Annotated in this window: 10 protein-coding genes; 3 read left to right on the top strand and 7 right to left on the bottom strand. The window is 42.8% G+C overall.

The annotated features are described in order from the left end of the window. The first annotated feature begins 927 nt into the window (after positions 1-927). A complete protein-coding gene (locus HWQ47_RS08155) occupies positions 928-2,037 on the top strand; it encodes a metallophosphoesterase (protein ID WP_269970660.1) in 1,110 nt (369 codons plus the stop codon). A gap of 23 nt (positions 2,038-2,060) precedes the next feature. Here HWQ47_RS08155 and HWQ47_RS08150 read toward each other — a convergent pair whose 3' ends face one another. From HWQ47_RS08150 to HWQ47_RS08130, 5 genes are all read right to left on the bottom strand, one after another. Further along, positions 2,061-2,456: an MmcQ/YjbR family DNA-binding protein gene (locus HWQ47_RS08150; protein ID WP_269970659.1), complete on the bottom strand. Its 396-nt coding sequence runs from the start codon at positions 2,454-2,456 to the stop codon at positions 2,061-2,063. A 37-nt stretch (positions 2,457-2,493) separates the two neighbouring features. Beyond that, the gene (locus HWQ47_RS08145; RefSeq protein ID WP_269970658.1) at positions 2,494-2,799 is read right to left on the bottom strand and encodes a TapY2 family type IVa secretion system protein; all 306 of its coding nucleotides are present in this window, start codon (positions 2,797-2,799) and stop codon (positions 2,494-2,496) included. Positions 2,800-2,825: 26 nt separating this feature from the next. Further along, on the bottom strand, positions 2,826-6,392 hold the full coding sequence (locus HWQ47_RS08140; protein ID WP_269970657.1) for a pilus assembly protein: 3,567 nt from the start codon (positions 6,390-6,392) through the stop codon (positions 2,826-2,828). Between the two features lie 446 nt (positions 6,393-6,838). Beyond that, positions 6,839-9,946: a multidrug efflux RND transporter permease subunit gene (locus HWQ47_RS08135; protein WP_269970656.1), complete on the bottom strand. Its 3,108-nt coding sequence runs from the start codon at positions 9,944-9,946 to the stop codon at positions 6,839-6,841. Beyond that, the gene (locus HWQ47_RS08130; protein ID WP_269970655.1) at positions 9,946-11,064 is read right to left on the bottom strand and encodes an efflux RND transporter periplasmic adaptor subunit; all 1,119 of its coding nucleotides are present in this window, start codon (positions 11,062-11,064) and stop codon (positions 9,946-9,948) included. Before HWQ47_RS08130 ends, HWQ47_RS08135 begins: the two co-directional genes overlap by 1 nt. Positions 11,065-11,333: 269 nt before the next feature. Here HWQ47_RS08130 and HWQ47_RS08125 point away from each other — a divergent pair, with 269 nt between their 5' ends. Together HWQ47_RS08125 and HWQ47_RS08120 are read left to right on the top strand one after the other, a co-directional pair. Then, positions 11,334-11,801, top strand: a complete 468-nt coding sequence (locus tag HWQ47_RS08125; protein ID WP_269970654.1) for a GNAT family N-acetyltransferase — start codon at positions 11,334-11,336, stop codon at positions 11,799-11,801. Positions 11,802-12,267: 466 nt separating this feature from the next. Next, entirely contained in the window at positions 12,268-12,741 is a 474-nt protein-coding gene (locus HWQ47_RS08120) for a LabA-like NYN domain-containing protein (protein ID WP_269970653.1), read from the top strand. Between the two features lie 20 nt (positions 12,742-12,761). Here HWQ47_RS08120 and HWQ47_RS08115 read toward each other — a convergent pair whose 3' ends face one another. Together HWQ47_RS08115 and HWQ47_RS08110 are read right to left on the bottom strand one after the other, a co-directional pair. Next, positions 12,762-13,142 carry a VOC family protein gene (locus HWQ47_RS08115; protein WP_269970652.1) on the bottom strand — a complete coding sequence of 127 codons (381 nt, stop codon included), beginning with the start codon at positions 13,140-13,142 and terminating at the stop codon, positions 12,762-12,764. Between the two features lie 138 nt (positions 13,143-13,280). Then, the gene (locus HWQ47_RS08110) at positions 13,281-14,399 is read right to left on the bottom strand and encodes a TDT family transporter (protein WP_269970651.1); all 1,119 of its coding nucleotides are present in this window, start codon (positions 14,397-14,399) and stop codon (positions 13,281-13,283) included. Positions 14,400-14,559 lie beyond the last annotated feature (160 nt).

Here is a 14,559-nt window from a genome sequence, read left to right as displayed (position 1 = left end):
ATGCGCATTTACCTCATTAGACCAGTAAAAATGCGCATCGCTAACCTACTGTATCTAATTATATTATCAGATTTTCTCTAGATAACCCGTTAGGCTAAACGCGCATGCGCGGTTTCCAAACCTATTATCTACATTCACATGTTTCTATGTGACTGATGTTACTTAGTATTATATTAAGCCACAAGTGTATACGCGCACAATTTCATCAACTATTGACTAGAAATCTGATCAAAATCAATAACACTGTGTATAAACACAGCTTAGAAAAGATAAGACAAGCATAACTTATAGATTAAGCAAACCCATTTATCATTAGCTTTTCTAAAGCCAAAGCTTTATTCGGCCAACTTGCCTTTTGAGTTGCGAAACACATTTTGGGGCATTTCCGTGTTAGTGACTTACTCAGACAAGTCAAAATCGAAGAGATAAATTATCAGGTGTAGGTGCGGCTACGAGTTTTGGCAGCATGGAAGCTGCCGTAAAGCCCACAGGGATGTGCTAGTGGCGTCTCGTAGAAGTAGCTGCACATACCCCGCTGGAGGCGATAAGCAGCAATGAGATACAAGATTCAACAACTCACCCAACACCAAATTAAGCCAGAAGCTAAAATAAAAAATGTAACCAACCTTCATTTCAAGGTAAGAAAATCAAGGGGATTCGCACATGACAAATGAGCAAGATAACCCGCCTTGATCCCCTATTTTAAAGTAAACTCATCGCTAACTGAACCGACCAATTAGACGAGACTTGAGTAAACGTCTTAGCTCAAACCTCTTAAAACTGACTCATCAAACCCGCTAGAATGTTAGCTTATTCCTTTGTCGTTTTTACATCGTTTCTATATCTATCATAGGCTTTCGCCTAGAAGCTCGATTACAGAAAATGCTAGTATTCTGTCCAATAGAAAATAACAGCAAGGGATGCTAATTGAAAAAAATAATAACATTAAGCTTGATTAGTTTACTTTTTAATCCGTTAACATTCGCATCTGAGCGAGAGTCAAATACCATTTCAGGCGACACGTCATCCTCCTTTGATGGCCCCTATCTGTTCAACAAAAGAACCGCTGAAAAACACCACAAAAGTGAACAAAATGCCTATTGGATCTGTGATGATAGATTGCTTTCCACTCCAGTAAAAGGTAACCGACTCAAACGTCCGCTTAGCTGTGGTCAACTGCCGGAACCAGAACTCAACGACGATGCCAAAATCATACAACCAGATAGTTACACTGGAATAGAGAAGATTGTGGCATTGAGTGATGTCCATGGTCAGTATGATGTACTCATTCAACTGTTAAAGAATCAGAAAATCATAGACCAGAACAATGACTGGGCCTTCGGTGACGGCCATATGGTCATGACCGGGGATATGTTTGACCGTGGCCATCAAGTCAATGAAGTGCTGTGGTTTATGTACAAGCTCGACAAACAGGCCGGTGAAGCTGGCGGCAAGTTGCACTTATTGATGGGCAATCATGAGCAGATGGTCATGCGCGGTGACTTACGTTATGTCAACAAGCGTTACCAAGTGGCGGAAAAACTACTCAATCGCACCTATGATGAGCTGTACGACAATAGCAGTGAGATAGGCCAATGGCTTCGTAGCAAAAATACCCTTGTGAAGATCAATGACTCGCTATTTCTTCACGGTGGAATAAGCAGCGAGTGGATCGATCGTAAACTCACTCTCGCAAAAGCTAACACCTTATACCGCGCCAATATAGACAAATCCAAAGAGGAATTAACACAAGACCCTCTACTGAACTTTCTGTTCTTAAGTAACGGACCCACTTGGTTTAGAGGCTATTTCAAACCAGACTTCGATGAAACAGAGCTGGATCAGATCCTTAACTACTTCAAGGTCAACCGCGTCGTTGTCGGACACACCTCGCAAGAGCAGGTGTTGGGACTGTTCAACAACAAAGTGCTCGCTGTCGATTCAAGCATTAAAAATGGTGGATCCGGTGAAGTCCTGCTGATGCAGGATAATAAGTTAACACGCGGATTATATAACGGCGACCGAATAGTCTTGTAATATCAGGGCTGAAGTTCGAAAAATTAAGTTTCTGCTAGATGCAAGACAATCGAAGTTTGGTCTTTTTTTGGCATCTTAGCAACGACCAAAGCAAAAGAGTTATCTATCATGCGCTCAATCTCACCTTGTGGGATTGAGCCGTCAAGAATGACGGTATTCCACAGCGCCTTATTCATGTGATAACCGGGGATCACCGCTGGAAATATATCACGTAATATAGCAGCTTCATCGGGATCGCATTTGAGGTTCATCCACCAGTCTTGGCTTGTCTCATCTTGGCTTTTACCCATTTTCCCCAAAGATAGGGTGGCGAACATCTTACCCTTTACCTTAAACACTGACACCTCCTTGCCAAAAGGAAAGTCCAATGCTGTTTCTGGTTTAGTTAACAAGTACTGCCTTGCAGCTTCTACATTCATAATTAACCTTAGCCATTGTTCATCAATCACGGAAAATTTAACTCAATGTTACCTTTTCAAGCGCTCGTGCTTGAGACTTTTCAAAAGTGTACTCGGCCTTGACGCACTCAATCATGCTTTTGATATATAAAGGAAGCGGACTCCCTTGCCCCGATTTAGATAAACGCTTGCCAACAAACTTAGCCATATAGAGCTTTGTTTTACTCGGATCCCAGGAAAACCTTACAATCTTCTCCCCTTGAGTGGTTTCCACATAGCACTTAAAGTCCTCTCGCTCCTCAGCCAAAGTGCTAAAAGAAAGAGGCAGTACAGATAAACTAACAGCTAAAAATATATTTCTCATCTTAATTCTCTCAACACAACTCAGTGTTAATCGGATGTGTAGTAATAAATTCTATTGGTATTTAACCCACCACCCACACATCTCAAATCACTAGGATCACAGCCTGTTGGGGGGTTACCAGGCAGCGCAGCGCCTATACCAATAAGATACATATTTGGCGCCTCGGCTTCCTCACCTTCATTAGGATCACGTGGGGGAATGATGAGCTGTGGCGTATCAGGCACAAATTCTCCCGTCCTTATATAGGTATAGGTTCGGGTACCTCGATGGAGATCGAAGTTATATAGAAATCCAGCACCTGAACTAATGCACAGCTCACTATCAGAATTGTCACCTGGTGGCACAAATGAAGTAAAAAACACTCGCCCGTTGACTATCGTCGCGGGAGATAAATTCTTCTCTCCCGTGCGGGAAAAGCGATAATACCAGCCCCTCTTTTTACCAAAGTTTATCTGCTCAGCCTCATCGGAATCAGCAGGCGGCGATGATGTGACATCATAAAGTTCCGCCAAGGTTAAACTTGTAGGAATAGCTACCCCGCCAGTGCCTTTGAAAGAGCGGCTTACAACATTTCTATCTTGTAGTGTAAAGAACATATCTGAACGACTGAGATCTGACGGCATCGCCCTATGACCACTACCCACGACAACAGCATCATAGGGTATATTCATCTTTGTCTTGATTGTCGTTGTCGTTTCGCCATCCTCGACAGTCACCTCGGCGATATTGGTGATAACGGTTTGGGCCACAGCAGGTCCTGAATAGAAGCGTCGATCTGAAGATTGGACACCTCCACCTAAACTGGCAAATTTAAACCCAGACCATTCATCTGTATTAATCGATGGCATATCCATACGCCATATGTTGCCACCAGTATCGGTCGCATAAATACGGTCAGTAGCCCCATCTGCATTTGAATCTAAAACTGCAACCCCACTTGGAATACTGTCTGAGATCCCAGGCAGTTGTGTCCCACCAGTACTTGCAGAACCAAACTGATGCACCAAATCCCCTGTTTCTGCATCGAGTATAAAAACGCCACGGCCCTTAATATCATCAGCTCCAACACCGGCACCGTCTTTACCCGATGGTGAATAACCGGCACCGACAATAATGACTGGGCTATCAGCACTTCGTCCGGGAATGGTTGTCACAACTGGAGTCGACCAAGACTGACCTAACTCAGACATGCCAGGCGAAGACGCATCCACTTTCCACATAAAGCTCGGATTATCAGGATCGCTAATATCGATAGCGTAATAACTGCTGCCTCCCCGACGCATGCCGAAAAATAACCAAGCTTTCTCAATTCCCGAATCATTGGTTTTGGTATAAGCAACAGGTGAACCGTCGACACCATAAACAGAGTGAACTCCAGTAGGCACATTAGCTCTGAGTGTCTTTAAATTTGGCAACAACTCATAGGGAATAAACGCCCAGTTTTCAGTAACACTATTACTGCTACTATCATCTTCAAACATATGCAGAAAACCATGGTTAGTCCCCATAACAATTCGTACGTCAGGACTCGATTTAGTGCCAAAATTAAGTGCTAACGGCTTTGAATGAAGTGCATCCCCCATAATATCATCACGCCAGTTAGTATTTGGATTAGGGATGGTCGTTAGGTTTTTATTGTTATCAACATCTAAACCTTTTGCCCAACCAAAAAGGGAGAGCAGTTCCTCTTCACCCACGCCAAGATAATTGATCAAGTTGTCGGTACTGCCTGCGGTACTGGTGACGCTGGTTACTGTTAACTCAGTCAAGCCTGTGTTTAAATTACTATAAATAGTTCTGGATTCAGCAGATTGCATTGCAGACAACACACCTCCTTTATCGACCTCATTACCATCACCTCCAGCATTACAAACTGAATCTGGTGTCCAAAAAGAGCAAGCTGTTGACTTAATATTCCCATCAAGTCCAATTGCAGGTTTGCCTGCTTTATCCACAACCTCTCCCTTCCCTAAGACTCTGTATTTTTTAAGGTTACCAAGCCAGGTTGGGCCTTCATTCGGCAAAAAAATGGAGTAATAAGCGTATTCGAATGATTGAGTTCGATTAAAATTATTACTCGCTACAGCTGGAGAGGTAAAGCTGGAGTTAGTATCTAAAGCTTCACTCACCACCTGCTGTAGTGATCCTTGTAACAAGCTTGCATTGGTTGCATCAAAATAGCGGCCTCCACCTGCCTCAGCCGTTTTCTGCAACAAGGCTGCCGCACTCGCAGCCCCTTTGCTGAAGCCGATTGTATGAGTGCTTACGGTTTGATCACCTGGCTCACTGGCATTAAGATCATACTTATTCATCCAACTTGACATCGCACTCAGGTAATTAAGATCGCCCCCCGCCTCGCTACCATATTTATCAACGCCTCCCGTTAACGTATTAATAAAACCGTTTGCTGCAGCATCTTTTGTTGGCACTCCATCAGTAATAATCACCACGCTGGCGTTATTCTGGCATTTTTTAAACGGTGAAATATAGCTGCCACTGTTCACCACAGAGGAGTCCGCCTGAGGTTGCTGACTAACGTAATAACCCGCATTAGGTAGATCAGTGTTACTGTTCGCGAAGTCGACACTTAACCCAGAAAAGTAACGATATGCTTCATATAAGGTTTCACACAAAGGGGTATTAGTACTGGCACTAATCCCATCAATGGTATTAATCAAACCGGATTTAACTGTAGCGGTGTTTTCCTTTAGTCCCGAGATCACTCTGCCACCATCACGCTCAAACTCATTCCACGCATTGACATTAAACACTGCTAAACCAAAATCCACGCTTGGGGTCGTTAAAATAATACTTTTAATTGCGTTTTTTGCGATGTCTAAACGGCTAATATTTACTTTGACCTTAGTACCATGTTGCCAGGTTAGATAATCTTGAGTGTAGATTGTCAGAGGACGACCAGTGCCAAAACCAGTAAGTTCAGCGAGATCTCTCGCATCTTGCTTAACCGTCTCACTGGAACTTGCATTAGCATGAGTGTAAAAAAGAGGACTAGATACAGAACCACTACTGTCAACGGGTAAGCCACTTGCCACACTCGCAGCATTGGTCCATTTTTCTTCTTGGATATCTTCAAAACAGTCAACCGCAATCACATCATCACTGCCGGTATCATCTAACTCTTTCCACATCCCTTCTGAACCAGAGAATGAATAACCTCTGAAATATCCAGTATAAAAACCATATTGATGAAGCGAACTCCAAGCACTTTCACAGCTATTCATCACTCCTGGGAAATGACGTGTTTCAGATGAATTAGCGGGATTGGGTTGATCTTCAGCTGCCGTCGCACCTCTGGTGAAATAGAGATTATTTTGCTTACCTAAACTATCGCCACTAATACCACCAGCATGAGAGGAATATGGCTTATCAGCCCCAACAATGGTTGTTCGCATACTGCCAGAGTTATCAAAAATAATAAGCATCTGTGGTCGGGCACCGCTGCGTGCTGAAGCTTCATAAACATAGAGTTCAGTGTCATCTGCCGATATAAAGAAAGAAAGCAAAAACAAAACAGTTACACAGCTAAAAAAGCGGCCACCAATTGTGACTAAATCATAAATAAAAATTCTCATTATTTGTTTTTCTTATATGCGCACGGTAATGACTCCCTTCAAATACAGATGTGTTGACAACGCTCCTGTTACATCCCTTTTCAACATGACACCTAGAGGTATTAAATTCCAATGCAACACACCGACAGCAATGAATTGCACAACAAAGATCATGTTAACATCAAGATTAAACTAAATAGCAACACAAAATCAACACTTTCGACTGCGTGATAATGTAGTGATATTGGAGGGCAAAGATAAATTACAACTAAGGATAGATAGGATAAGACAAGAACCTGAAACTTAGGATTGATTGGAATGAACAGTTTAAGCGAACTTAAGATAGGAGAAAAAAGATGGTTAACTCATTTAAAATAAAACAAATATACCTTACAAATAAAAAACAGGTAAGCACGACTGCTTACCTGTTCATCTTGATTTTTTCAGTTCATTGAGATTAATTGAAGTTATTTAACATCAATTAATTTTTGTGCTGCTATTGCCTGATTAAGCTTAGCTTCCACGAAACCAGGTGAATGGGTTGCACCAGAGATTAAGCGGTACATTGCAGGGATAACCAGCAAGGTTACAAAAGTCGCAAACGCCATACCGAAGAAGACGACAGTCCCCACAGCGATACGACTTTCAGAACCCGCTCCCGTTGACATGATCAAGGGCACTGCCCCCACTAGTGTGGTGAATGCGGTCATCAAAATAGGACGCAGACGACGAGCCGATGCATCGATAATCGCCTGTTCCAGCTCAATGCCTCGATCCCTTAACTGGTTAGCAAATTCGACAATCAAGATCCCATTCTTGGTCACCATGCCGATCAACATGATCATGCCTATCTGACTGTAAATATTCAATCCCTGACCCGTTAAGTACAAACCAAGAAAACCACCGAATACTCCCATAGGCACAGTAAACATGACAACCATAGGGTTAATAAAGCTCTCGAACTGTGCCGCTAATACCAAATAAGCGACCAAAAGTGCCAAGCCAAACACCACAAGCATACTGCTTTGGTTTTCTTTAAAGTCTTTTGATTCGCCCGTATAACTTACCGAGATATCACTGGGTAATATCTCAATCGCCTTAGCATCTAAGAAGTTAAGTGCTTCACCTAAGGTATAGCCTTCGCCTAAGTTCGCTTTCAAAGTGATCGATTTCTGCTTATTGGTATGACTCAGCTTATTCGCCGAAGCCACCTCTTCAATATAAGTAATGGAATCCAGTGTCACCAATTGTCCTTTAGCCGAACGCATGTAAATTTGACTCAGATCCGCCATGCTGTTGAAGCTGTCCTCATCACCTCTTAAGTAGACATCATACTCCTCACCACGATCAACAAAGGTCGTCTCACTTCGTCCACCGAGCATCACCTCTAAGGTTTCTGAAACCTCTGCAACACTGATCCCAAGCTCAGCGGCACGTTCGCGATCGACACTGACCACCAATTCCGGTGTCGTTTCAGCATAATCGAGATCGGCTCCCTCTAACATTGGGCTAAGAATGGCTTCCTCTTGCAGTATTTGGGCCCACTTAAACAGTTCATCATAATCTGAACCACCAATGACAAACTGCACTGGCTCACTCGATTGCCCCCTAAAACCGGGCAACATAGGACGTACCATCACATCGGGAATACCTTTCAATGCCTTAGCCACTATGCCTAAGGCTTGCTGAGCATTAATACTTCTGTCTTCCCAATTTTCCAACTGCATGATCACAAAACCGGTCTGATCGCCGGCACGGCCACCGAAAGCAGGCGCTTGTACACTAAAAGATTTAATAACCCCTTGTCCAAGTAGCGGCATCAACCTCTCCTCGACAATATCCATATTTGCCGTCATACGGTTATAACTGGTGCCTTCAGCTCCTTTAACAAAAGCAAATATCACACCGCGGTCTTCTTGCGGCGCTAACTGAGATGGCACATTGTGCATCAACAAACCGCTGCCTAAGATACATAAAAGAATCACCAAAGGTGCTGCAAACCGAAAACGCACCGCCTTGGCTACCGCTCTACGGTAGCTGTGTTCTAACTTGTTAAATAGCTTATCTATCCAAAGATTAAACCGGTTAGGCTTCACATTTGCCTTCAACATCTTGCTGCAAAGTACCGGCGTTAAAGTTAGTGCGACAATCGATGAAAAGATCACCGACATAGCGAGCATAACGGAAAATTCGGTAAATAAACGCCCAACCATCCCTTCCATAAATGAGATAGGCAGAAATACCATCACCAACACAGCCGTTGTTGCGACAACCGCAAAACCTACTTCACGTGTTCCTTTATAGGCAGCAAGCAGTGGTTCCTCGCCCTTTTCAAGGTGATGGAACACATTTTCGACCACAACAATCGCATCATCGACCACCAAACCGATAGAAAGAATCAACGCCATTAATGTCAAAAGATTGATAGAAAAACCAAAGAAATTAGCCGCTATAAATGCTGAAATCAAAGAGACTGGCACTGTCACTGCGGGGATCAATGTTGCTCTTGCCTGACCGATAAAGATGTACAACACCAATACCACCAAACCACCAGTAATAAACAGAGTGTTGTAAACTTCAGTAATGGAGCGGTCAATAAACACGGTAGAATCAAAGTCAACGACCAGTTGCGTACCTTCAGGTAAAAACGCCTGAATACGATCAACTTCTTGGTGGGCGGCTTTAGCGACTAATAAAGGATTAGCATCAGACTGAGCAATAATTCCTAAACTTAAATTAGGTACGCCATCACTTTTAAAAGTAGAGTTTTCATTTTCTGCACCAATAAATACCGAGGCCACATCTTTCAGGTAAACCGGAGAGCCATCACTCGCCGTACGTACCACAAGATAGTCAAAATCTTGCGGATGATTGTAGAGACGCGCCGTCCGTACCGTCATCACGGTGGTGTCGTTACGCACTTCACCACCAGGACTTTCTATATTTTCCCGTTTTAAGCTGGCAATGATATCAGCCGTGGTCACGTTACGACCCGCCATTAGTTCAGGTTTTAACTGAACATACATCACCTTGTATAGACCACCTGAGATATTCACTGAACTCACGCCAGTGATCAGACTGAATCTGTCCTCAAGTACGCGCTGGGCATAATCGGTAAGTTGAGTTCGGTCCATCACTGAGGAACTTAAATTAATGTAGATGGAGGGTTCACCTGAGCCATTATCTTTAGACACGATTGGATCGTTAGCTTCGTCAGGAAGACGACGTTGAGCTCTGGCTACCGCATCACGAACGTCACTCACCCCTTCGGTCAGATCCCAATCGAGATCGAAGGTGATCGTAATACGCGACATGCCATTTCGAGTAATGGAGGTTATCTCATCGATACCACTGATACCGGTGAGTTCATCCTCTAACGCCGTAGTAATCTGACTCTCCATGATGGTTGCCGACGCGCCTTCATAGGTGGTCATCACAGTGACTACCGGACTTTCAACATCGGGCATTTCACGTATGGCTAGCTTAGAAAATGACACAGCACCAAACACACAAAGTAATAAACTTAAAACAATCGCAACAACCGGACGCTTAACAGAGATGTCAGAAATTAACATTAACGTCTGTCTCCTTTCTTCTCGCCCTGCACACCTTGATTTGCATCAGCAGTGATTTGAGACTGTTTAGCAGAGAGATCATCAACCTTGAGTCCATCACGCATATTAACCAAGCCTTGAACCACGATTCTTTGACCCACGTTCACGCCATCGGTTATCACCACCTCATCTTTAATTCGTGCACCTAAGGTTACTTGAGTCCGTTTAGCTAACTCATCTTCACCGACCACATACACGAAGCGTTTGGTGCCTGAATACTCGATAGCTTGAACAGGAATAACGGGCTCTGATACCGCTGGAAGTGTTAACGTTGCCGACATCAACATGCCAGGTTTTAACTTGTTACTTTGATTATCAAAACTCACTCTTACTTTTAAATTCAAGGTTTCATGGTTAATTCTTGGATCAATTGCTATCACTTGTCCAGTAAAACGTTCCGATGGCCAAGCGCGGTTAGTCGCGCTCACGGTCATGCCGACACTGAGCAAAGATAGGTAGTTTTCCGGTACTTGTAGATCGAGTCTCATTGACAAAAGGTCATCGAGTGAGAGCAACTCAGTCCCTGCGGTGACCATTTTACCCAAACTAAAATCTAATAAACCTGCCGTGCCTGAAAACGGAGCTTTAATGTAATGATAATCAAGTTCAGCTAAAGCGGCTGCCAATCGCGCAGTAGCAATGTCGACACTGGCTTTTTGTGCATCGATTTCTGTTTGAGTAATCGCATTTTTATCGATTAACTTCTTGTACTCTTTCAGCTTGCGCTTCTCATCATTAAGGTAAGCATTTGCTTCTGCAACACTCGCCTGAGAACGTGCATCTTCAAGCTGGATCAGAACTTGACCAGCTCGGATCTCTTGATTAGCGACCACGTTAATTGCTTTTATTTTACCTTGGACTTCAGACGCAATAAATACTGATTTATCCGCCTCTAATTTACCAATTAAAGAGATAGTTTGAGAAAGAAGATGTTGATCTACAGCTCCCGTCACGACAGGGACAATGCGCAGAGCACGCGAGACTTTATCGCCGGGTTTCTTCGCTTCTGAAAAACCGCTGAATGAGGCTATGGTAACAATCAATAAAACGAAAGGGATAACAATCAGGCTTTTTTTCATGTAGGAATTTCTTAATTGATTCAGGCTTTAGTAAGTGGACTCTATTTTAAATAAAATTCCCCCCTTGTTGGGTAAATCAGTGTAAAGCTAAGCAAAAAACAGCTGATTTTTATTTGCGATTTTGTAACATTTCATGACCTGAAACCAAGCAGCAACCAACTGATAACACACAAGCTTTAAGGTACAAAAAAAACAACACTTAATGCGGGTAATGATACAGTGATGATAGACCCTAGAAATTTTGTTAACATCCTCTCATTGGCAGGATAATGAGAAACACTTTGCAAATTCACTGGCTTGATATCGATAATCGCACCCAAGCATATCGTTTCTACAAACACTATATGCCCTATGCTCGGTTGACAAAAAAGGAGCGACTTGCGGTATTACATTTCGAAAAAAAATCGATAGAAGATAACCGAAATCAAGAGATTATCGCTGCCATTAGGTTGCGTCCAACGGGTGTGTATAACTTAGTGACGGGGATGCTGGTGCATCCGAACTATCATGGTCAAGGTTTAGGTCATCAATTGATGTTGGGGATTAATAATGAGTTAGCTAATGAAGGTACTTTTCTGTTTGCGTTGCCCCATTTAGTCAGTTTCTATCAGCAACATGGGTTCGTTGAATGTCAAAACGTCCCCAATGATATTAGTCAATTATTTAACAAGTACGATTGTAACGACAGACCTTTATGTTTGATGATCTTTAGAAGGAAAAATGCTAACCACCTATGATTAAACTTATCTGATTAGAAAAGAAAATAGAGCATGCTAATCCCACGAACAAAAAATGCCTCTAACGGTTCAAATACCATAGTTAGCAACCCACACACACTGATCACAGCAGCAATTACGCCAGTTTTTATACAAGAAACGGTTTTATTTGCTGCTATTAATAATGATGATACCGACAACATTTACACTACCTTTATACCCATTCACAGGTTCAATCACACCGAGATTAACCCACAACAAGTCATACAGCCCAGTGATCAACTACTTAAATTAACATCTATATTTTCAGTCTGATAGATAATAACAGTTGAGCGAGGAGCAACAAATAACTTTTCTAAGTTACGCTGTAAAAATTTGATTCAGATGAAAGCGATTAATCCTACGGCTTTTGTTAAGCAGTAAAGCTTCACTCCCAAAGCACTCTAATGTATGGTTCTGTTAATATTGTATTTACCAAGGATTTGATGTGAAGAAAATCGCCATTTTTGTAGACGTTCAAAACATCTATTACACCTGCCGTCAGGCCTATGGACGTCAGTTTAATTACCGCAAACTTTGGCAACATATCGGTCATGAAGGTGAAATACACTCAGCAACAGCCTATGCAATACACAAAGGTGATGACGGACAGCTGAAATTCCAAGATGCACTCAAGCACATAGGGTTCGACGTCAAGCTCAAACCTTTTATTCAACGCGCCGATGGCAGTGCTAAGGGGGATTGGGATGTAGGTATCACTATCGATATTATGGAGGCGGCCAGTGAAGTCGACTCGGTTATTTTACTTTCAGGCGACGGTGACTTCGATCTGTTGATGTTGAAGATATATCAAAAATATGGGGTCGATACTCAGGTCTATGGTGTTCCGGGACTTACTGCAAAATCCCTGATTGATTCAGCAGCGCAATATCACGAGATTGATGATGCACTGCTACTCTAGTTTTACCCATGTATAAAGCATTAGCTCACTTTATGAAGTGCGCAGATTTTATTACCTGATGGATCCCGTAAATAAGCCAGGTAAAGCTCACCTATCATACCATTACGAATACCTGGAGCCTCCTCACAGGCGGTTCCGCCGTTAGCTAATCCGGCAACATGCCAAGCATCAGCAGACTCAGGATTTTTGGCCTGAAAGCCGATGGTACTACCGTTACCATGGCAAGCAAATTCCCCGTCAATGGGTTTACTTAGTGCAAACACACCTGTGTTGGTAAAATAAAAACAACGACCTTTCTCATCAATAATGCCAGGCTCGTGACCCAAAGCACCTAAAACTGCATCGTAAAAAATCTTTGATTCTTGAACGTCGTTGGCGCCAAGCATAATATGACTAAACATTTTATTTTCCTTATTTATAATAAACAGATCCAGTAACTTTGCCTTATTACAATAAGAGAAATCAAACATATTCACAAACTACACTTATCGTTATCTATACTAAACTCGCGATAATATGGGATGGTAAACAACATCTATTCACTTATCCCTTTTCTTGGATATCACATGTGTTGCTATCAAAGGCGTTTTAAATATATGTCCCCCTTTAAAACCTTTTATCGTACCTATTGCGGCAATAATCCACGCACAAATTAAACCGCCAAATAGGACAATAGAAGCCCATTGGAATACCGCTAATCCTGTGTGCAATGCCAGCTGGGTTGTACCAGTAACACAAGTTCCAACAGGGAAAGTAAATGCCCACCACGTTAGTGCAAAAGGCATTTTTTTACCCAACGCCCGCAACGTAAGCAAACTGGCCAATATTGACCAAAACAGTGCGAACCCCCAAATAGGAACCCCATAAATAATAGCCATGTTATTCATGTTATCCGCTAGCGGTTGCTCAACAACCAGTAGTGCAGCACTTCCTAACGCGCCTGCAGCAGTAATTGATTGTCCCAACGGACCTAGCACTATCCAAAGTGTTGGTACGCGGGCACCACCTGATGTTCCTGAGTGGGCTAAGCGACTCCAGATCATGGTAATAATAATCAAGGCACAAAACATACTGACACCAAACATGGCATAACAGGCGTAGAGCAATGTTTGCTGCAAAGCGATATTTTGGACATGGGGAATTAGCATTGCACCTATAGCAGCCGACACCATAGGGGGAACAACTGGCATTAGCCAACCACCAAAAGCCCCATCGTCGCGAACTTCATGATGAGTAAACAGGCGATAAGGAATGATAACCGCAGTTGCAAGGCCACTCAATGTCCCTAACCCCCATAGACTCCAAGCTATCGTTAGTACCGTCGCTTCAGCTAAAATATGGTGTCCCACGAGAAGACAGCCCCCAGCTATGGTCATCAATGCCATGGGAGGGGCACCAAAAAACTGAGCCATGACAGGATCGTTAAATTGACGTTTGATAACATGAGGTTTAATAATGGCTTGTGCTATTTTCAACACTAAGATAACAGCCAACATAACGGATGCTAGCAGCCATATAACAAGCCCAAGGTAGGTTAATTTATCCCCAACTATTGGTAAGCCAACTGCGGCATTAGCAATAATCCCAGTCCCCATCACTGATGCAAACCAGTTCGGACCGATCTCCTTGCTTAACTCTACTTGATCGCCTGTTGACATAGATTTTTACTCGCGAAATAAGTGTTAACCCATCCTATACCTAATTTAGCGAGTATGTACTTTAAATCAGCGCCGAAATAGCTAAATGCACTGGCCCAGTTAAGTCTTTTTTTTGATTACAAACATAAAAAAAGTGAACTGAAATAGTTCACTTTTTTGC

Source organism: Shewanella sp. MTB7 (assembly GCF_027571385.1).
Lineage (GTDB): Bacteria > Pseudomonadota > Gammaproteobacteria > Enterobacterales > Shewanellaceae > Shewanella.
Note: the sequence above shows the minus strand (reverse complement) of the source record. Positions and strands in the feature narration are given on the sequence as shown.